This window comes from Sphingomonas sp. BK481 (assembly GCF_014194875.1).
GTDB classification, from domain to species: Bacteria; Pseudomonadota; Alphaproteobacteria; order Sphingomonadales; family Sphingomonadaceae; genus Sphingomonas; species Sphingomonas aerolata.
Map to the genome: position 1 here is coordinate 110445 of NZ_JACIAP010000002.1, position 19984 is coordinate 130428.

Consider the following 19984-nt stretch of genomic DNA (forward strand, 5'->3'; position numbering starts at 1 on the left):
CGGACATGCAAACTGACGGGCTGGACATGGATCGGGCAATCACCTCGATCGTGATCGTCGGCGGTGGCACCGCCGGATGGCTCGCCGCGTGCCTCATCGCCGCCCGCGCGGACCGTGATGCCGAGCACCCGCTTCAGGTCACCCTGATCGAGTCGCCCGACGTCGCAACGATCGGCGTGGGCGAAGGCACATGGCCGACGATGCGCCGCACGCTCGAACGGATCGGCATCTCCGAAACCGAATTCCTCCTCGCCTGCGATGCCGCGTTCAAACAGGGATCGCGCTTCGACGGGTGGCGCACCGGCGCGGCCGACGACCGCTATCTCCACCCCTTCACGACACCCGCCGAAGCAGCCCCGCGCGATCTCGCCTCGGCCTGGTCCGACAGCGGCCTGGCCTTTGCCGAAGCGCTCTGCGCGCAACATGCCGTCTGCAACCGGGACCTTGCGCCGCGTCAGCGTGCGATGCCCGATTATGCGGGCACGCTGAACTATGCCTATCATCTCGACGCCGGCAAGTTCGCCGCCCTGCTGGCCCGGCACGCGACCGAACGGCTCGGGGTGCGCCACCTGCGCGACCATGTCGTCGGCGTCGATGGCGCGGCCGATGGCTATATCGCTGCGGTCCGCACGCGCGCATCGGGCAGGATCGAGGGCGACCTGTTCCTCGATTGCACGGGTCATGCCGGATTGCTGATCGGCGAGCATTACGGCGTCGGCACGATCGACCGCGGACGCGAACTCTTCAATGACCGCGCGCTCGCAGTCCAGCTGCCGGTCGCACCCGACAGCGCGATCGCGTCGCAGACCAATGCCACCGCGCACGCCGCGGGCTGGATCTGGGATATCGGCCTGCCCGCGCGACGCGGCATCGGCTGCGTCTATTCGTCTGCGCATCTCGACGACGACGCGGCGGCCGACACGCTCATCCGCTATCTGCGCGCGACCGCCCCCGACGCACCACTGCCCGACTTTCGCCCCCTGCGGTTCCAGTCGCGCCATCGCGACCGTTTCTGGCACCGCAACTGCCTCGCCATCGGTCTGTCCGCCGGCTTCCTCGAACCGCTCGAGGCATCTGCGATCGTGCTCGTCGAGCTCTCGGTCGAGGCGCTGCTCGACAATTTCCCGGCAACCCGCCGCACGATGGATCTCCACGCCGCGCGCTTCAACACGCTGTTCCGCTATCGCTGGGACCGGATCGTCGAGTTCCTCAAGCTGCACTATGTCCTCAGCCAGCGCGACGAGCCCTATTGGCGTGACCACCGCGATCCCGGGTCGATCCCGCGGCGTCTCGCCGAGCTGCTCCAGCTATGGGCCGACCAGCCCCCGTCGCACGCCGATTTCCCGATGGTCGACGAGATTTTTCCCGCGGCGAGCTATCAATACGTGCTCTACGGCATGGGCTTTCCCGCGCCGCGCCGCACGCCTGTCCGCACGGGCGCGCGCGGTGCCGCCGACATGCTCGTGCAGCAGGTCGACCGGCACGGTCGCATGCTCGCCGCCGCCCTGCCGACCAATCGCGCCTATCTCGATGCCCTGCGGCATGCGATGACAAGCGCTACCATGGAAACGAGAGCCTGATGCCCGACCACGCGATCCTGACGCCTGAAGAGCACCGCGACCTGCGGATCCGCACCGACCGGTCGGATGCGCTGGGCGACGCCGTCATGGCGTGCATCACCGTCCCCAGCGAATTCCGCCGCGTCCAGACCCATTATCCGATCCTGTTCCAGCGCGACCAGACCCGCGACGGCTTCACCGCGCTCGCGATGTTCGGGTTCGAGGCGGGCGAAAACCTGTTTCTCGAGGGCGGCCGCTGGGATGCCCGCTATCGCCCGCTCGCTATCGACAGCCAGCCCTTCCTCGTCGGTCGCGGGCCGGAGGGTTCGTCGCTGCGCCAGGTGCATATCGACATGGCGAGCCCGCGGATCGGCGCGGGCGAAGGCATGCGCGTGTTCGACGATACCGGTCGCCCGACGCCGTTTCTCGAACGCATCGCGGATCAGCTGCGCGCACTCGACGAGGATTATGTTGCCGCGACCGCGTTCTTCGCCGCGCTCCAGCGTCACGATCTGCTCGAACCGCTGACGCTCGACGTCACGCTCGAGGACGGATCGAAGAACCGGCTGGTCGGCTATCACGTCATCGACGAGGATCGCGTTGAAGCACTCGACCCCGCCTCCGTCGCCGAGCTCCACGCCGAAGGCCATTTGCTGTCGATCTTCATGGCGCTCGCCTCGCTCGGCCAGATCGGGGATCTTGTCGCGCGCAAGAACCGACGGCTCGCGCATGGCTGACGCCGGCACCGCGGGGATCTTCGCCGCCCTGCCGCGGATCCGCGAAGTCGACATCAGCGGGCCGGCGGCGCTCGACACGCTGCTGCGCGAGGCGACGACGCCGTTCATCGTCCGCGGGCTCGTCGCCGACTGGCCGATGGTCGAGGCCGGTCGCCAGTCGGGACGTGCGGCGCGCGACTATATCGAACGCCATGCCCGGCCCACGCCCTTTGCCGTTTCGGTCGGTGCGGCGCAGAGCGGCGGCCGGCTGTTCTACGGCGACATGCAGGGCATGAACTTCCAGATGATGCGCGCGCCGCTGCCCGAGATCTTCGCGCGGATGACCGAGAACGAAGGGGTCGACGGCGCACCGTCCATCTATCTCGCCTCGATCGACATGCAGAATTTCTTCACCGGGCTGCACGAGGCCAATCACGTCGATCTCGGCGACCGCACGCCGCTCGCGAGCATCTGGATGGGAACGCCGACGCGGATCGCGGCGCATAACGACGCGCCCGACAATCTGGCCTGCGTCGCAGTCGGTCGTCGCCGCTTCACGCTGTTTCCGCGCGACCAGTTCCGCAATCTCTATCTCGGCCCGGTCGACAATACCCCCGCGGGCCGCGCGGTAAGCATGGTCGACTTCCACGACCCCGACTTCGCCGCCTATCCCGGCTTCCGCGATGCGCTGGCGCAGGCGCAGGTCGCCGAACTCGATGCCGGCGACGCGCTCTACATCCCGGCGCTGTGGTGGCATCATGTCGAGGGGCTTTCGGACTTCAACGTGCTGGTCAATTACTGGTGGCGCGACACGCCGCGCTGGCTCGGCCAGCCGCAGGATGCGCTCAACCACGCATTGCTCGCGATCCGCGACCTGCCCGAGGACGAGAAACGGCACTGGCGCGCCATGTTCGATCATTATGTGTTTTCCGACGACCCCGCAGTCGCGGCGCATATCCCCGAAGCCGAGCGCGGCGTCCTCGCGCCGCTCACCCCCGAAAGCGCAGGCAAGCTGCGCGCCTTCCTCCTGAGAGCACTCAGCCGATGACCACGCCCCCGATCCACCGCGTCGTCATCGCCGGCGGCGGCACCGCCGGCTGGATGGCCGCCGCCGCAATCGCGCGGACGATGGGCCGCACGGTCGCGGTGACGCTGGTCGAATCCGAGGCGATCGGCACCGTCGGCGTCGGCGAATCGACGATCCCGCCGATCGTGACGTTCAACCGCCTGCTCGGGATCAACGAAGCCGAATTCATGCGAGAGACGCAGGCGACGTTCAAGCTCGGCATCCTGTTCGACAACTGGAAGGATCGCGGCGACACCTATTTTCATTCGTTCGGCACGACCGGCAAGGATCACTGGTCCGCAGGCTTCCAGCATTTCTGGCTGCACGGGCTGACGCGCGGGCATCACCAGCCATTCGACGATTACTGCCTCGAACTGCGCGCCGCGCTGCAGGGCAAGTTCGCGCATCTTCCCGATGGCCGGATGAACTATGCCTATCAGCTCGATTCAGGCCTCTACGCCCGGTTCCTGCGCAAGATGGCGGAGGCTGACGGCACGACCCGGATCGAGGGCCGGATCGCGCAGGTCGAGCTGAACGGCGAGAGTGGCGACATCGCCGCGCTGACGCTCGACTCGGGCGCTCGGATCGAAGGCGACCTGTTCCTCGACTGCACCGGCTTTCGCGCGCTGCTGATCGAACAGGCGCTCCATGCCGGGTTCGACGACTGGACGCATTTCCTGCCGTGCGATTCCGCGATCGCGGTCCAGACCGAAAGCGTCCGGCCCGCCCTGCCCTATACCCGCGCGATCGCGCACGACGCCGGATGGCAGTGGCGCATCCCGCTGCAGCACCGCACCGGCAACGGTATCGTCTATTGCAGCCGCTATCTCGATCACGATGCCGCGCTCGAGCGCCTGCTCGGCACCGTCGAGGGACCGACCCTCACCGAGCCGAACAGGATCCGCTTCGTCACCGGCGCGCGACGCCAGCAATGGCATCGCAACTGTATCGCGATCGGCCTGTCCGGCGGGTTCATGGAGCCGCTCGAATCGACGAGCATCCACCTGATCCAGCGCGCCATCCTCCGTCTCCTGCGGATGTTCCCATCGGCCGGGATCAGCCCGCGCGACGTCGCCGAATTCAACGAACAGCAGCATACCGACATGCTGCAGATCCGCGATTTCCTGATCCTCCACTACAAGGCGACCGACCGCCGCGACAGCGCCTTCTGGCGGCAATGCGCGTCGATGCCGGTGCCCGACTCGCTCGCGCACAAGATCGCACTGTTTCGCGAAACCGGCCGCGTGTTCCGCAAGAATGACGAGCTGTTCGCCGAGAACAGCTGGGTCCAGGTGATGCTCGGCCAGGGCATCGTCCCGGAGAGCTATCACCCGATCGCGACCAAGATGCGCGACGACGAACTCGTGCGACTGCTCGGCGGGCTGCGCGACACGACCAACGCGACCGTCGACGCGCTGCCCGACCATGCCGCCTATGTCGCGCATTATTGCAGCACAGCGCCGTCCGCCTCGGCGGGATCCCCGCATCTTGGCTAGGCGCCGTCAGGCCGTGACGATCAAGCATGTTGCAGCGGACGCCGGCGTCTCGCTGCAGACGGTCAGTCGCGTCGTCAACAAGGAAACCGGCGTCCGCCCGCAAATGGCCGAGCGCGTGCAGGCGTCGATCGACCGGCTCGGCTATGTCCCCTCGATCGCCGCCCAGCGGATGGGCGGTTCGCGCTCCTATCTGATCCTCGCGCTCAACGACCGCGAACGCACGATCGCCGACTGGCGCGCGCGGCAGGGGACCGACTGGGTCGACCAGATGCTGCTCGGCGGAATGCTGACCTGCGCCGAACATGGCTATCGCCTGATCGTCGAGCTGGTCGATACGCACAGCGATCATATCGAACGCGAACTGCTGGGCGCGATCGCCGCGTTGCAGCCCGACGGCGTGATCCTCACCCCGCCGCATTCGGGCAATCCGCTGATCATCGACCTGCTCGCGGCGCAGGACATCCGGTTCGTGCGGATCGGCTCGATCAGCGAAGGGCCCGGCGTGCGCCTGATGATGGACGACGCGCGCGCGGCGCGGATCGCGACCGAGCATCTCGTCGCGCTCGGCCACCGCCGGATCGGCTTCATCGCCGGGCCTGCCGAGTATGAACTCAGCGGCTGGCGCGTCGATGGCTGGCGCGCGGCGATGGCGGATGCGGGGCTCGACAGCACCGATCTGCTCGCGTCGGGGGATTTTAGCCATGCCTCGGGCCGGGCCGCCGCCCGTACCCTGCTCGCGCTCTCCGAGCCGCCGACCGCGATCATCGGCAGCAACGACCAGATGACGCTCGCGACGCTCGAACTCGCGCGCGAAACCGGGTTGCGCGTGCCCGAGGATCTGTCGCTGATCAGCTTCGACGACACGCCGATCATCCGCCTCGCCCACCCGCCGCTGACCGCGATCGTCCAGCCGATCGCCGAGGCGTCGGCGCGCGCGGTCAGCCTCATCATCGCCGGGCTGGCGGGCGATCCTCCGCCGGACGCACCGATCACGGTCGCGGCGGAACTGACGGTGCGCCGTTCGACCGCGCGCCCACCCGCGAGCGGCTGACCGGTCTACTCGCGCCGGCGGGTCCGGCGGGCCTTGCGACGCACGGCCAACTCCCCCACAGGCGGCGCGGGGACGAACGGAGACCGTCATTTTCAATCTCATTTTCGCGACGCCCTGCCTGGTCGTCCTTGCCCGCTGGCTCTGGCCGCTGTCGATGTCGCTCTGGCTCAAGGCCGGCGTGGCGCTGCTGCTGCTGTTCGCCTCACAGTTTCATTTCTGGAACCGGCTGTCCTCGGGATCGATCTTCGCCCCTGAATTTCCGCGCAGCGTCGTCATCCTGTTCAACTGGGCGTTCGCGGCGATTGTGCTGCTCGCGATGCTCCAGCTGCTGCTCGACATCGGCACGCTCGCGACCGCGATCCTGCGTCGCAGCACGACCGCCGCGCCAGACGGGCTGCGTTATGCGATCGCGGGGCTCGCGGCACTGATCTCCGCGATCGGTGTCTCGAACGCGCTGCGCGTGCCGCCGGTCAAGGACGTCGCGGTCACGATCACCGGACTGCCGCCGCGGTTCGAGGGGTATCGCATCCTCCAGCTCACCGATCTGCACATTAGCCGGCTGTTCCCGGCGCGCTGGGCCAAGGCGGTGGTCACCCGCGCCAATGCTGCGGGCACCGAACTGATCGTCGTCACCGGCGACTTCATCGACGGATCGGTCGCGATGCGCCGCGCCGACGTCGCCCCGCTACGCGCGCTCCGCGCGCCCGACGGCGTCTATGCGATCCCGGGCAATCACGAATATTTCTTCGATTACGCCGCCTGGATGCGGCACCTCGACGGGCTCGGCTTCCGCATGCTCCCCAACAGCCACGCCGTGCTGTCACGCGACGACGCGCAGCTCGTGCTTGCAGGACTCACCGATCTCTCCGCCCCCTCGGTCGGACAGCCGGGTCCCGATCTCGACAGCGCGTTGCGCGGCGCACCCGCGGGTGCACCGATACTGCTGCTCGATCACCAGCCGCGCAATGCTCGCAACGCCGCGGCGCACGGCGTCGCGCTCCAGCTGTCGGGGCATACGCATGGCGGCGTCGCGCCCGGCTTCGACCGCCTGTTCGCGCGCGCCAATGGCGGGTTCGTGTCCGGCCGCTACGACGTCGCAGGGATGACGCTCTATGTCGGCAACGGCACCGGACTCTGGCCGGGCTTCGCGGTCCGGCTCGGCCGCCCGTCAGAGATGACGCGCTTCACGCTGCACGCCGCCGGGTCGGACCTCAATCCGCGGGCACCAGCGTCTTCAGATCGACCGTGATGTCGGCCAGCAGCGCCAGCTCGACCCGCGCCGACGCGACCACCAGCGCCCGCCCCTGCACATAATCCCGCGTCTTGTTGACGCAGTCGAGCGCGATCACCCGCCCCGCCTTCAGATATACCACCGAGAAGCTGCGCGTCGCCGGATCGCCGCGCAGCAGCGCGAGATCATGCCCCGTCGACAGCCCGACGCTCTGAAGTTTCAGGTCATACTGGTTCGACCAGAACCACGGCACTGCGCCATAGGCCTCCTCCACGCCGGTCAGCGCCTTGGCGACGATCGCCGCCTGGTCGTTCGCGTTCTGCACCGATTCCACGCGGATCACGTCCCCGCCGGCAAAGCGACTGGCATGCGCCGCGCAATCGCCGACCGCAAAGACATCGGCCAAGCTCGTGCGACACTGCGCGTCGACCATCACACCGTTACCGCCCGCCGAACCGGACCCTGCCGCGATCAGCGGCGCGACCGCGGGCACGATGCCGATCCCGACGATGACTATTTCGCACGGCAGCACCGTACCGTCCGCCAGCCGCACGCCCGACGCGGCTCCGCCAGCGCCCTCGATCGCCGCCACCGTCACACCGGTTCGCAGGTCGACGCCGTGCGCGCGGTGCTCGGCCTCGTAAAAGCGCGACAGCGCCGCCCCCGCCACCCGCGCGAGCACGCGGTCCTGCGCCTCGAGCACCGTCACATGTTTGCCGAGCTTGGTCAGCACCGCCGCCGCCTCCAGCCCGATATAGCCGCCGCCGACGACCACGACCCGCGTGACACCCGGCAGTTCGGCGATCATCCGGTCGACATCGTCGCGCGTGCGCACCCCGTGGACCCCGGCAAGATCATGCCCGTCGCACCCCAGCCGCCGCGGCGATCCCCCCGCGGCCCAGACGAGCGTGCCATAGTGAAGGCTCGCCTCCTCGGCGCTCTCGGTCGCCTGCGCGTCGACATGGCTGACGCAGTGCGCGGCCGCGTCGACCCGGGTCACGCGACGGCCGGGGATCAGCGTGATCCCGCGCTCCCCCCAGAAACTGGCCGGGCGCAAAAGGATGCGATCGAACGCCTTTTCGCCGGCCAGATAGTCCTTCGACAGTGGCGGCCGCTCATAGGGGGGCGAGGTCTCGTCGCCGATCAGCCCGATCGTCCCCGCATAGCCGCGTTGCCGCAGCGCGATCGCGACCTGCGCACCGGCATGGCCGGCCCCGACGATCAGGACGTCATGATGATTGCGAGCGGACATGCGGCGATCCCTTTGAATGGACGGTCTCGATGCCCGTCCCGACGCCGGTCGACAAGGGCGCGACGATGGTCGTAATGGCCAATTGTCGCGATCGACCGGATAGAGGCCTGGAACCAAGCGCCGCCGGACGCGCTCAACCCGCGAGTCAGGAACTGTGCAAACCACCCCCTTCCCCCAGGCCCGCTCCGGCGACGGCATGCCCCACGCGGTCCCGCGCGGTTGCGCGATCATCGTCATGGGCGTCAGCGGCAGCGGCAAGTCGACGCTCGGCCAGCGTCTCGCCGATCAGACCGGCCACCGCTTCCTCGAGGGCGATGGCTTCCACAGCGCGGAGGCGGTCGCCAAGATGAGTGCCGGCCATCCGCTCGACGACGCCGACCGATGGCCCTGGCTCGACCGCGTCGGTCACGCGATCGGCGATGCGGTCGCGGCGGACGGCTTCGCGATCGCCGCCTGCTCCGCGCTGAAACGCGTCTATCGCGAGCGGCTCGGCGCTGCGGCGGGCGTTCCGCTGCTGTTCGTGCTGCTCGACACCGATCCGGCGGAACTCGCGCGACGGCTCGGCGCGCGCGCGGGGCATTACATGCCGGCCAGCCTGCTCGACAGCCAGCGCGCGACGCTCGAGCGCCCCGGGCCCGACGAAACCGCGATCACGCTCGATGCGCAGGCGACGCCCGACACGCTGGTACGCGACGTCTGGGCCTGGATCGATGACCGCGCCAGCGTGGATGCCGCCAACGGCACGGATCGGCGATAAGACCGACCAAGGTCGTAATGGCCACGCGCCAACTGGTAGCCGAACAGGGTGGCCGACAGCGCTTGCAGGATGGGGATCTGATCGTGACGATAGGACGACGCGAATTTGTCATCGGCGCAACCGCGCTGGCCGCGGTGCCCGCGATCACGCAGGCGGCCGACCCGACGCGCAAGCTCGGCTATGCGATCGTCGGGCTTGGCTATTACGGGCTCGACGTCATCATCCCCGAATTCGCCAAATGCGCGCACAGCCGGCTCGCCGCGGTGGTGAGCGGTGACCCCGCCAAGGCGCGCCGCGTCGCGGCGGCGCATGGCCTGCCCGACCGGTCGGTCTACAGCTATGCAACCTTCGACCGGATCCGCGACAATCCCGATATCGATATCGTCTATATCTGCCTGCCCAACGCGATGCATGCCGAGTACACGATCCGCGCCGCGCGCGCCGGCAAGCATGTTCTGTGCGAAAAGCCGATGGCGGTCTCGGTCGCCGAATGCGAGGCGATGATCGCGGCCTGCAAGGCGGCGGATCGCAAGCTGATGATCGGCTATCGCTGCCATTTCGAGCCCTGCAACGTCGAGGCGATGCGGCTCGCGCGCGCGGGGACGATGGGCAGGACGCGCTATGTCCGGTCCGAACATGGCTTCGTCCAGCGCGATCCGTCGAAGTGGCGGCTGAACAAGGCGCTGGCCGGCGGCGGTTCGCTCATGGACATGGGCATCTACAGCCTCCAGGCCGCACGCTACATGACCGGCGAGGAGCCCGTCGCGGTGACCGCGCGCGAGTCCACCGATCGCACCGATCCGCGGTTTCGCGAGGTCGAGGACATGATCGACTGGACGCTCGAATTCCCGTCCGGCGCGATCGCCAGCTGCCAGTCGATGTACAGCGCGAACCAGAACCACATCCTGCTGATGGGCGAACGCGGCCGGATCGAGCTCGAACCCGCGACCCGCTATGCCGACAACCGGATGTGGACGGGTGCGGACGGGCGCGAGCGCGATGTCACGCCAGCAGCATCCGGCCGAACCCAGTTCGCCGGCCAGCTCGATCATCTCGTCACCTGCATCCGCACCGGCCGCGAACCGATCGTGTCGGGCGCGGAGGGCCTGCGCGACCTGCGTATCGTCGAGGCGATCTATCGCTCGGCGCGCGAGGGGCGGACGATCCGGCTGGCATCGGGCACCAAGGCGTGATGCGCGTGCTGCTCGCGCTGGCGACGGTCGCGGTCGCCACGGTCGCGCCGGCGCAGGAAGCGGCGCGCGATTTCGCCGCAGCGACCGATATCCCCCGCGCGGTCGCGGCGCTCGAAGCGACGATGAAACCGGGTCAGGGCTTTGCGATGCAGACGCTCGTCAGCGGCGGCGGCAGCGTCGTCGCGCTCGAATATTGGAAAGCCGAAGGCCGTCCTGCGGTGCATCCCGACGAGAATGAATATGCGACCGTCGTCGCGGGATCGGGGACGTTGCTTTCGGGTGGACGCTTGGTCGATCCGCATATCGTCAATCCCGGCCTCACCGACGGTGCGCGGATCGAGGGCGGCACGACCCGCGCGCTCCGCCCCGGCGACGTCCTGCTCATCCCCGCCGGCGTTCCGCACGGCTTCGGTGTCGGCGCGAACGGGCTGGTCCTGCTCGGTACCAAGATCACGCCGCGCCGACCGGCTGCCCCTGCGCGATAAGATGCATCTGCCAATCGCGACGTCCCGATCGGGCGTCTCGATCCGCACCCTGATCTGCCGGATCTGATGACTGCGCCGGATGTCGGACCCGCTGCGAGAGCACGCATGCTACAACCGCGAATGCGCGTATTTGTGAGGATCTATAGGGCTGGTCTGGCGCGCGTATAACATCAGCAAACCGCAAGATCAGCGCTCGGATTCGACGTCGCGAACAGAATTCCCGGTCAATTGAGCGCTTTAATAATATTTGCGGGTGTCATTTTCTGCCAATAGCGCGTAGTCGCGCGAATGGAGGGGGAAAATTTTTCAACAATCAAGGATCCCGTGTGACCGAAACCATCAATACCGTCGAACTGGCGGCAGAACTGACGGCAGCCTGGCTGGCGAACCCCAACACCCGCACCGCTGCCGAAGACGTTCCTGCGTTTCTCCTGTCGATGCACACCGCCGTGACCAAGCTCACGACCGGCGCAGAGATGACGGGCGATACCGCCGAGGCGACGACCTATGAGCCCGCCGTGACGGCGCGCAAGTCGCTTGCATCGCCTGACCATATCGTCTCGATGATCGACGGCAAGAAGTACAAGACACTGCGTCGCCACCTGACGACGCATGGCATGACGCCGGAGCAGTATCGCGAACGTTTCAACCTGAAGGCCGACTATCCGATGGTCGCTGCGACCTATTCGGAAGCACGCCGTGCGATGGCGAAGTCGATCGGCCTCGGCCGCAAGGCTGGTTCGAAGGTCGAAGCCGCTGCGGAAGACGCAGGCAAGACTTCGCGCAAGACCGGCAAGGCCGCGCTCGATGCCGCCAAGCGTACGCTCGGCAGCGACGATTGATGCGCCACGGGGAGGGCTTGTCGCCCTCCCCGACCGTCAAAGCCATCCTGAGCGCTCTGCCGGTCGCGCTCTGAATCACGCTATACTGCCGTCTGGCCCGATCCGGGTTTCGCGCGTTACACAGATCGATGACCGAACCGATCTCCCCCGCCATACCCGCTGCCACGTTGGTGATCTTTCGCGATCGCCCGTCGCTCGCCCCCGAACTGCTGATGGTCGAGCGCGCGGGATCGATGGCGTTTGCCGGCGGTGCACTTGTCTTCCCCGGTGGCCGGGTCGACCCGGCCGACCGCACGCTCGCAGAGCAACTTATCCCGCAGCGTAGCGATCAGGCTGCGATCGACGAGACCGCCGCCCGCATCGCCGCAATCCGCGAGACGATCGAGGAGGTCGGGCTCGCCATCGGTCTTCACCCCGCACCGTCCGCCGATACGCTCACGACACTGCGCGCGGCGTTGCATGCCGGACGGGAACTGGGGCCGATGCTCGACGCGCTGGGGCTCCGCTGTGATCCGCACATGCTCACCTATTTCGCGCGGTGGCGGCCGGCGCATCATCTGATCCGCATCTTCGACACGCGCTTCTATCTCGCGCGCCTCCCCGCCGACGCCGCCCCCGCCCGCGTCGACGAGACGGAGAATGTCCGCCTGCTCTGGGCGACCGCTGCAGAGATCCTCGCGCATGCCGATGCCGGGCGCGCACAGGTGATCTTCCCCACCCGCCGCAACCTCGAACGCCTCGCGCTGTTCGCCGGCTTCGACGACGCGGTCGACGACACACGACGCAGACCGGTCCGCACCGTGACGCCGTGGATAGAGCCGCGCGACGGAATCGATCATTTCTGCATCCCCGACGATCTCGGCTATCCGGTGACCAGCGAGCCCGTCACGCGTGTGGCGCACGGCTGATGCGTGCGGTGCGACGGACGCTGGGCTGGATCGTCGCACTGGCGGTGATCACGGGCCTCGGCCTGATACTCTGGTCGACACTGCGCGGTCGGCCGCAGGATCTGCCCTGGACCCCGCTCGACCTCGGCCAGCCGATCGGGCTGATGACCGGGCGCAAGCTCAACGCGCTGACCCAGTCCTATCCCGCCTGTCGCGCCGCGCTCGAGCGTGCCGGTGTCCGCTACACCGCGCTGCCGCCTCGCAGCGGTGAAGGCCGGTGCGGCTATAGCGACGGCGTCCGGTTCACATCCGGCGGCGCACGGCGGATCGACTTCGCGCCCGCGGGTCTTGGCGTCGCCTGCCCCGTCGCCGCGGCGCTCGCGATCTGGGAATGGAATGTCGTCCAGCCTGCGGCCGAACGGCATTTCGGCACCAAGGTCACGAGCATCGACCATTTCGGCAGCTATAGCTGTCGCCGCATCTACGGCCGCGATGCCGGCACGTGGAGCGAGCATTCGACCGCCGACGCGGTCGACATTGCCGGCTTTCGGCTGGGCAATGGCACGCGGATTACCGTAGCCCGCGACTGGAAAGGCGATGCCGCCAAGGCCGCCTTCCTCCGGGAGGTACGCGACGGCGCCTGCCAGCTGTTCGCGACGACGCTCTCGCCCGATTACAACGCCGCACATGCCGACCACTTCCATCTCGATCAGGCGGATCGCGGCGCGATGGGCTGGCGCGCCTGCCGCTGAGCCGTCAGGTGGCGAGCGACGTCCCGCTGTCGACCTTCTCCACCCAATAGGGAAAGAAGACCGGCTCCCGGCTCGACCAGCCCGACGCGGTCGCCGCGGCTTCGCTGATCGATTGGAGCAGCTTGCGGCGCAGTTCGGGGTGGAGATGCGGCAACGCCGCCGCCGCGCAGAAGGCGGACGGCAGCCACGGTCGGACATCCGCGCCGGCAAGCCGCTCGTACAGGAACCGGAACGCGGAAAAGCTCGTCAGCCGCCCCTGCCCCAGATCGAACGCCGCCAGCGTCACCAGTTTTCCCAGAAACCGGTCCGCCCCGCCGAGCCCCGCATCCTCGGGCAGAAGTTCGCGAACATCGTCGAGACCACGATAGAGCCGCGCCTGTGCGCGAATGCTGGCTTCCTCGACCACGTCGCGCGACCAGCGCGTCATCGCATCCTCGCGATCGAGGCCGACATCGAGCGAACGCCGGATATAACGCTGCGTCGCGCTGGAAAAGCCTGCGAATTCCTTCATCTCGGCGAGCGTCGTGATGCCCTTTGCCGGTTTCATCCGTGAAGCCATATCGTCACCCCGCCTTGCTGCAAGTAACAGGCGTTCCCATGCATTTGGGGCAGAGGAGGGTCCCTAACGCATCGTCACGTCACGGTTATAAGCGACCATGAAATCTGTTGCGCTGCAACACGCAATGCGACCAGTCGAGGCCAGGCATCAAACTTTTCGCCAAGGGCGGTATTTACGCAACATTAGAACTTGGAATGTCGGAGCGCCGCCCGCGCCCGGCATCGGCCGGGCGCGAGCAGACTCCCCGATAGATCAGCTGTTCTTTTCGGCCAGCTTGCGTTCTGCTTCGGCATCATAGCCCGACGACGGCGCCGGCCCCTGATTGTGCACCGGCTGAGTCGAGGCGGGCGGATCGCTCGCATCCATCGACTCGTCGAGCGCATTGTCGAGACGCGCATCGTTGCTCGACGGGTTCTTCTGCAGCCGCTTGCCGATCGACTTGTCCTGACCGGCCTCCTGGCGCGGGTCGCGGCCGTCGGTCCGGCCGTTGGCAGCATCGCCATCCTGCCCATCCGGTGCAACCGACAGGCTGTCGAGCGCGCGTTTGTCGATATCGTTCATGTCGAGACTCCTGTGAAAATCGTTACGGACGCAAACGGTTCAGCACGCCCGGTGTTCCTGCCGCTGCGACGAGCGACTCGCGTCGCGGACCGGTCACGCAGTTTCGTCGTCGAGCGCGCGGACCCGGACAGTCTGCGTCCACAGCGTCGCCTGCCCGAACACCGTCATGAACGCGATGTCGGTGGCGTCGCGCCCGATGCAGACACGCGCGATATCGCCGCACGATGCCATCCCCGTCGGATCGACCAGCCGCCACGCGCCATCGAGCCAGAGCTCGGCGACCGCGTGGAAGTCGGGCGGATCCACCCCCGGTGCATAGGCAGACACGCAGCGCGCCGGAATTCCCCCCGCGCGGGCGAGCGCGACCAGCAGATGCGCATAGTCGCGGCACACGCCCGACCGCGACGCGAAGGTGTCAAGCGCGGTCGTCTCGCCCGAACTCGATCCCATCCGGTAATCGAGCGCGTTTCCGACCCATGCACTCAGCGCCGCCGCCAGCGCCCCGCCGTCGAGCCCGGGAAACTCGCGTGCAACGAACCCCTCGAACCGGTCCGACTGGCAATAGCGGCTTGGCATCAGATAGGCGGTGACGTCGCCGGGCAGCATTCGGGGCGGCGTGGTGCCATAGGCGCCGAGCGCGACGACCGGCCGCTCGACCTTCACCACCGCGCGGTACGCCGCGGTAAGCCTGCCATGTCCCCGCGCCCAGCAACGCTGGCCGATGCCGTCTTCGCCCGGGACGGCGCGGATCGGGCTGTCCGACCAGATCGTCAGCGATTGTTCCTCGATCCGCTGGTCGGGCATCGCCGCCGCCTCGATCTGCAGCAACACGTCGGCGTCGCCGGCAATTCCATAATCCAGATGAACGTCGATCGAGAGACGCATTGTGGTCTTAAATCCTGGCCAGGATGCAAAAACGGCCCGGCAGTTTCCCGCCGGACCGTCACTGAGAGAAGGTGCGAAGCGCTTAGTTGCGGCTGCTGCCGAACAGGCGAAGCACGAACATGAACATGTTGATGAAGTCGAGATACAGGCTCAGCGCCGACATGATCACGACCTTGCCGACCATGTCCGTACCCGCGACCTGCATGTACAGGCTCTTGGTACGCTGCGTGTCATAGGCCGTCAGACCCGCGAACAGCAGTACGCCGACGCCGCTGATGACCAGCTGCATGACACCCGACTGGAGGAAGATGTTGATGATGCTCGCCACCAGCAGACCGACGACGCCGATGATCAGGAACGTCCCGAACGCAGACAGATCGCGCTTCGTGGTATAGCCGTACAGGCTCAGCCCGGCGAAGCCGGCAGCCGTCGCGAAGAACGCGCTGGCGATCGACGTGCCGCTATAGACCAGGAAGATCGTCGACAGAGACAGACCCATCAGGATCGCAAAGCCCCAGAACAGCATCTGCAGCGTCGCGGTGCTCATCCGGTTCTGGCCGAAGCTCATGCCGAACACGATCGCGAGCGGCGCGAACATAATGACGTACTTCAGCGGACCGCCGCCCATGAACACCTGTGCGGCAGGCGACGATGCACCGCCCCAGGCGAACAGCAGCGCGACGATGCCGGTCAGCAGCACGCCCGAGCCCATATAGTTATACACCGACAGCATGTACGAACGGAGACCCGCGTCATACGCTGCCGAACCGGTGGTGGTGGCCGTCGCTCCGAACGGCGCGGCACGAGGCCGGGGATCAGACCAATTAGCCATTGAAATTACAACTCCTCTATCCGGCCACATGCCGGTTGCGTGCAACATCGGTGCTGGGAGGACGATTTTCAAGCGGAGACGTTCCCAATTCGGGGTGATCGGCGCTATCAATCCCGCCGATGCTCCGCCTGTTTCTCGCGCTCCGCCCGCCCCTCCACATCCGCGAGATGCTGTTCGACCTGATGGACGGGATCGGGGGTGCGCGCTGGCAGGATGACGAGCAGCTCCACGTCACGACGCGCTTCCTGGGCGAGGTCGATCCGCGTCTGGCCGACGACATCGTGACCGAGATCGACCGGCTCCGCCTGTCGCTGACGCCGGCGGCGCCAACGGTGGCGTTGCATGCGGTCGGTCAGTTTGCGAGCCGCGGGCGGACCGACACGCTCTGGGCGGGCGTCACCCCGCACGCCGCGCTCACCGCGCTGCACCGCAAGGTCGATCAGGCGGTGGTCCGCGCCGGGCTGCCACCCGACCGCCGCGCCTATCTGCCGCACGTCACGCTCGCGCGGCTGCCGCGGTCGCTCGGCACGTCGCCGGAGATCGACGGCTGGATCGCCCGCCATGCCGGGCTCGCCAGCGCGCCGTTTGCGATGACCCATCTGACGCTGTACCAGAGCCACCTCGGCCGCGACGGTGCCTGGTACGAACCGCTGCTGCGCTGGCCGCTCGAACCCGACGCCGGAACCGCCGGCGACTTTGGCGGGTTCGCGTCGGATCAATAGGGAGAGACGGACATGCGGATTGCAACATTTGCGCTGGTCGGTGCAGCGGCGCTCACGCTGGCGGCCTGCGATCAGAAGGGGCTCGAGACCGGCACGCCGGTCGCAGGCGGGCAGAGCGCGCGCGCGATGCTGATGAACGCCGCCGGGGTCGATGTCGGCCGCGCGACCGCGACCGACGTCGCTGGCGGACTGCGCTTCACCGTCGATGCCAAGGCGCTGCCGCCGGGCACGCACGGCGTCCATATCCACACGACCGGTCGGTGCGATGCTCCCGACTTCACGACCGCGGGGGGCCACTGGAACCCGACGTCGATGAAGCACGGGTCGATGAACCCGCAGGGGCCGCACGAGGGCGATCTGCCCAACCTGATCATCGGCACCGACGGCCGTGGCACGGTCGGCGTCACGATCCCGGGCGCGACGATGGCCGGGCTGCTCGATGCCGATGGTTCGGCGTTCGTGGTCCATGCCGGTCCCGACGATTTGATGACCGATCCGTCCGGCAACAGCGGCGGCCGCATCGCCTGCGGCGTGTTCCAGCCGAGCTGAACCACTTAGCCGTACCATGGCATCCTCAGCGAGGGGCCATGGCTAGGCGACCTCCCCCGCCGCCCGGGCCCGCGCCTCGCGCGACGCCTCGGCGGCAGGGACCAGCCGGTACGCCGCGACCGCCGCGGCCAGCGTGATCGGCACGCTGACCAGCAGCGACAGCATCCCGACCGACAGGCTCCCGCTGAGCGTTGACACGCGACCCGCCAGATACGGCCCGAGTGCCAGTCCGATCAGCGTCGTCCCGATGAAGAAGGTGGCGGTCGCCGTCCCCCGCATCCGCGGCAGCACCAGATCCTGCGTCGTCGCCGCCGCGGCACCGAGCGCACAGCTCGCGGTAATCTGCGCGAGGAAGATCCCGGCATAGAAGGGCAGCGGCGCCGACGCGGTGAAGGCGAGGCACAGGAACGGCACCGGCACGACCGCGCCGAAGATCACCACCCAGAGCCGCCCCGCCGGGTTCGTCCGCCGCAACCGGTCGGACATGACCCCGCCCATCGTCAGCCCGAGAAACCCCGCAAGCGCGCCCAGCCCGCCGAGCAGGAACCCCGCGCTCGACGGCGTCGCGCCAAGCACGCGCAGCGCATAGGGCGCCGCCCAGAAGCTAGCCGCATAGCTGAGGAACGCGTTCAGGCCATAGGCGACGACCGTGCACAGGAACGCGGGCGTGCCGATGATCAGCGCGAAGGTCGGCGGATCGCGGCGGCGCAGCGCACAGGCCCAGGAGAATACGGCATAGACGCCGGTCCCGATCGCCACCCATTGCGGCCAGGGCTCGCCCGCTGCCACCAGCCCTACCACCGCCAGTGTGACGATCGCCAGCCCGGCGAGATTGACGACGAACGCCCCGACCCCGCCCATCGCCGCACCGATCAGCGTCAGCGGCGGCACAATCGTCAGCAGCTCGCCGGCAAAGGCGCGGAACGGTGCGGGGTGCGGCGCCGGTTCGGGAAGCCCCTCGACATGCCCGCGGATCGGTTCCCTCAGCGTCGCGATCCAGATCGCGAGCAGCAGACCCGGCACGCCGACCGCCATGAACGCCGCCTGCCACCCGACGAGGCCGAAGGGCCCGCCCCCCGGATAGGCCCGGTTCCAGCCCTGCACGATCGCCCCGCCGATAAACAGCGAGCAGCCGCCACCGACATAAAGCCCGGCCGAATAGATCGACAACGCCGTCGCACGCAGCCTTTTAGGGAAATAATCGGAGATCAGCGAATAGGCCGACGGGCTGGCGGTCGCCTCGCCGATGCCGACGCCGATCCGCGCCGCCGCGAGATGCCCGCCGGTCCGCGACAGACCGGACACCGCCGTCATCACCGACCAGAGCGTCAGGCCGATCGTCATCAGCCGGACGCGGTGCCAATTGTCCGCAAGCCGCCCGAGCGGGATCCCGAACAGCGCATAAAAGACCCCGAAGGCGGTCCCGTAGAGAAACCCGAGATCCTGGTCCTTCAGCCCCAGATCGCGCTTTATGTCCTCGGCAAGGATCGAGATGATCTGCCGGTCGACGAAGTTGAGCACATAGACCAGGAACAGGATCGACAGCACATACCAGCCATAGCGGGTCGCCCCCGCCTGCCCGTCCGGCTCTGCAGGCGGCGGCGCTTCTTCGAACTTCGATTGATCCGCGACCTGCGCCATGACCCCTCCGACCGTCGTTTTCGAGCAATCGGTATCAGAGGTTTCTTCGTATCAACAGCGGTTTCACGCGGTCGCGGTATGTCAGCCCGATGTCGCCTGACGCCGCCGGGTCGCACCCTGCTCCAGCCGCCGCAACAGCGACTCGATCGAGGGCGGTGACGGCGATGGAGCCGGCGCCGGCGTATCGACCAGACGCGGCTCATGCCGCGCCGCACCGTTTACCGCACCAGCTGACGGTGGCACCGCCGATGGCGCTGACCAGGCCACGGAAACCCGCGGCGCGACCGGCTCGCTGACCATGATCGGGACCGTCGCGGCCTCCACCGGCTCGTCGATCGCGACGGATGCGTCGGCTAATTCTTCGACCCGCTCCTCGTCTTCGACCGGAGCGGCTGGCGCGACCGGCGCCGCCTCGGCCTGCACCAGCGGCGTGACCGGCCGGATCGGCGCCATCGGCACCGGCAGGATCGCATGCGGGTCGAACGCCGCGAGCGGCTGGTCGAGGTCCGCCGGGATCGACCGTTCGAGCGTGACCGGGTTCGCCGCGGTCACTTCCATCATCGGCGTGCCGAGATCGGCCGCGGTCATCGGCCGGCGTGGCGGCGCGTCGGGATGCGCATCGGCCCGGCGGACGACCGGCACGCCGTCGTCGCGACGACGCGGCGGACGCACCAGCAGCCCCCCCGGCCCCACCAGCAGGAACAGCGCCGACCAGGTCACCGCCGCGCCGATAAACGCGGTGGCGAGCGCGAGAACGACGCGCGCCGTCGTCCCCAGCGGCGGCTGTGCGGCGGGGATCAGCGCGGCGACCCCTGTCCGCCAGACCAGTTCCTCGAGCATCGTCTCCGGCATCGCGACAAGGCCAATGACCGCAGCGACCGCGACGAACAGTGCTGCGGCGACGGGAAGGTGGCGGATCGGGGACTGTCGATGGAATTCGGTCATGCC

21 protein-coding genes are annotated in these 19984 nt (G+C 67.9%); 14 read left to right on the forward strand and 7 right to left on the reverse strand.

From position 1 onward, the window contains the following. The first annotated feature begins 26 nt into the window (after positions 1 to 26). The 6 genes from FHY04_RS04435 (at position 27) to FHY04_RS04460 (ending at position 7137) form a co-directional block, all read left to right on the forward strand. Positions 27 to 1580: a tryptophan halogenase family protein gene (locus FHY04_RS04435; protein ID WP_183935553.1), complete on the forward strand. Its 1554-nt coding sequence runs from the start codon at positions 27 to 29 to the stop codon at positions 1578 to 1580. After that, on the forward strand, positions 1580 to 2296 hold the full coding sequence (locus tag FHY04_RS04440) for a SapC family protein (protein ID WP_183935554.1): 717 nt from the start codon (positions 1580 to 1582) through the stop codon (positions 2294 to 2296). Before FHY04_RS04435 ends, FHY04_RS04440 begins: the two co-directional genes overlap by 1 nt. Then, positions 2289 to 3323 carry a cupin-like domain-containing protein gene (locus tag FHY04_RS04445; protein ID WP_183935555.1) on the forward strand — a complete coding sequence of 345 codons (1035 nt, stop codon included), beginning with the start codon at positions 2289 to 2291 and terminating at the stop codon, positions 3321 to 3323. Before FHY04_RS04440 ends, FHY04_RS04445 begins: the two co-directional genes overlap by 8 nt. Beyond that, positions 3320 to 4837, forward strand: coding sequence for a tryptophan halogenase family protein (locus tag FHY04_RS04450; RefSeq protein ID WP_183935556.1), 1518 nt, complete (start codon positions 3320 to 3322; stop codon positions 4835 to 4837). The genes FHY04_RS04445 and FHY04_RS04450 overlap by 4 nt, the downstream gene beginning before the upstream one ends. Then, a complete protein-coding gene (locus FHY04_RS04455; RefSeq protein WP_260171321.1) occupies positions 4830 to 5888 on the forward strand; it encodes a LacI family DNA-binding transcriptional regulator in 1059 nt (352 codons plus the stop codon). Before FHY04_RS04450 ends, FHY04_RS04455 begins: the two co-directional genes overlap by 8 nt. Before the next feature lie 154 nt (positions 5889 to 6042). Continuing rightward, on the forward strand, positions 6043 to 7137 hold the full coding sequence (locus FHY04_RS04460) for a metallophosphoesterase (protein ID WP_221211643.1): 1095 nt from the start codon (positions 6043 to 6045) through the stop codon (positions 7135 to 7137). Here the strand turns inward: FHY04_RS04460 and FHY04_RS04465 are convergent. Next, positions 7100 to 8371 (reverse strand): NAD(P)/FAD-dependent oxidoreductase, encoded by a 1272-nt coding sequence (locus FHY04_RS04465; RefSeq protein ID WP_183935558.1) that lies wholly within the window; start codon positions 8369 to 8371, stop codon positions 7100 to 7102. The genes FHY04_RS04460 and FHY04_RS04465 overlap by 38 nt on opposite strands. A gap of 196 nt (positions 8372 to 8567) precedes the next feature. Here FHY04_RS04465 and FHY04_RS04470 point away from each other — a divergent pair, with 196 nt between their 5' ends. The 6 genes from FHY04_RS04470 to FHY04_RS04495 all read left to right on the forward strand — a co-directional run bounded on the left by FHY04_RS04470 (position 8568) and on the right by FHY04_RS04495 (position 13287). Further along, a complete protein-coding gene (locus FHY04_RS04470; protein ID WP_260171322.1) occupies positions 8568 to 9128 on the forward strand; it encodes a gluconokinase in 561 nt (186 codons plus the stop codon). Positions 9129 to 9211: 83 nt separating this feature from the next. Next, a complete protein-coding gene (locus FHY04_RS04475; RefSeq protein ID WP_311723669.1) occupies positions 9212 to 10321 on the forward strand; it encodes a Gfo/Idh/MocA family oxidoreductase in 1110 nt (369 codons plus the stop codon). Continuing rightward, a complete protein-coding gene (locus FHY04_RS04480) occupies positions 10321 to 10806 on the forward strand; it encodes a cupin domain-containing protein (RefSeq protein WP_183935560.1) in 486 nt (161 codons plus the stop codon). Before FHY04_RS04475 ends, FHY04_RS04480 begins: the two co-directional genes overlap by 1 nt. Positions 10807 to 11132: 326 nt before the next feature. Beyond that, positions 11133 to 11648, forward strand: a complete 516-nt coding sequence (locus FHY04_RS04485; RefSeq protein ID WP_031393951.1) for a MucR family transcriptional regulator — start codon at positions 11133 to 11135, stop codon at positions 11646 to 11648. Between the two features lie 128 nt (positions 11649 to 11776). Beyond that, complete coding sequence (locus FHY04_RS04490) at positions 11777 to 12556, forward strand: NUDIX domain-containing protein (protein ID WP_183935561.1); 780 nt, start codon at positions 11777 to 11779, stop codon at positions 12554 to 12556. Next, positions 12556 to 13287, forward strand: a complete 732-nt coding sequence (locus FHY04_RS04495) for an extensin family protein (RefSeq protein WP_107933306.1) — start codon at positions 12556 to 12558, stop codon at positions 13285 to 13287. The genes FHY04_RS04490 and FHY04_RS04495 overlap by 1 nt, the downstream gene beginning before the upstream one ends. A gap of 4 nt (positions 13288 to 13291) precedes the next feature. Here FHY04_RS04495 and FHY04_RS04500 read toward each other — a convergent pair whose 3' ends face one another. The 4 genes from FHY04_RS04500 to FHY04_RS04515 all read right to left on the reverse strand — a co-directional run bounded on the left by FHY04_RS04500 (position 13292) and on the right by FHY04_RS04515 (position 16124). Next, positions 13292 to 13834: a hypothetical protein gene (locus tag FHY04_RS04500; RefSeq protein ID WP_235516446.1), complete on the reverse strand. Its 543-nt coding sequence runs from the start codon at positions 13832 to 13834 to the stop codon at positions 13292 to 13294. A 264-nt stretch (positions 13835 to 14098) separates the two neighbouring features. Then, positions 14099 to 14407: a hypothetical protein gene (locus FHY04_RS04505; protein ID WP_166748002.1), complete on the reverse strand. Its 309-nt coding sequence runs from the start codon at positions 14405 to 14407 to the stop codon at positions 14099 to 14101. A gap of 93 nt (positions 14408 to 14500) precedes the next feature. Then, positions 14501 to 15292 carry a transglutaminase family protein gene (locus tag FHY04_RS04510; RefSeq protein WP_183935562.1) on the reverse strand — a complete coding sequence of 264 codons (792 nt, stop codon included), beginning with the start codon at positions 15290 to 15292 and terminating at the stop codon, positions 14501 to 14503. 82 nt (positions 15293 to 15374) lie between these two features. Beyond that, a complete protein-coding gene (locus FHY04_RS04515) occupies positions 15375 to 16124 on the reverse strand; it encodes a Bax inhibitor-1/YccA family protein (protein ID WP_031440668.1) in 750 nt (249 codons plus the stop codon). A gap of 119 nt (positions 16125 to 16243) precedes the next feature. Here FHY04_RS04515 and thpR point away from each other — a divergent pair, with 119 nt between their 5' ends. Both thpR and FHY04_RS04525 read left to right on the forward strand, forming a co-directional pair. Continuing rightward, positions 16244 to 16846 carry an RNA 2',3'-cyclic phosphodiesterase gene (thpR, locus tag FHY04_RS04520; RefSeq protein ID WP_183935563.1) on the forward strand — a complete coding sequence of 201 codons (603 nt, stop codon included), beginning with the start codon at positions 16244 to 16246 and terminating at the stop codon, positions 16844 to 16846. Positions 16847 to 16858: 12 nt separating this feature from the next. Continuing rightward, a complete protein-coding gene (locus FHY04_RS04525) occupies positions 16859 to 17395 on the forward strand; it encodes a superoxide dismutase family protein (RefSeq protein WP_183935564.1) in 537 nt (178 codons plus the stop codon). Positions 17396 to 17437: 42 nt separating this feature from the next. Here FHY04_RS04525 and FHY04_RS04530 read toward each other — a convergent pair whose 3' ends face one another. Then, positions 17438 to 19036, reverse strand: a complete 1599-nt coding sequence (locus FHY04_RS04530) for an MFS transporter (protein ID WP_183935565.1) — start codon at positions 19034 to 19036, stop codon at positions 17438 to 17440. 81 nt (positions 19037 to 19117) lie between these two features. After that, entirely contained in the window at positions 19118 to 19981 is an 864-nt protein-coding gene (locus FHY04_RS04535) for a hypothetical protein (protein ID WP_183935566.1), read from the reverse strand. Between the last annotated feature and the right edge of the window lie 3 nt (positions 19982 to 19984).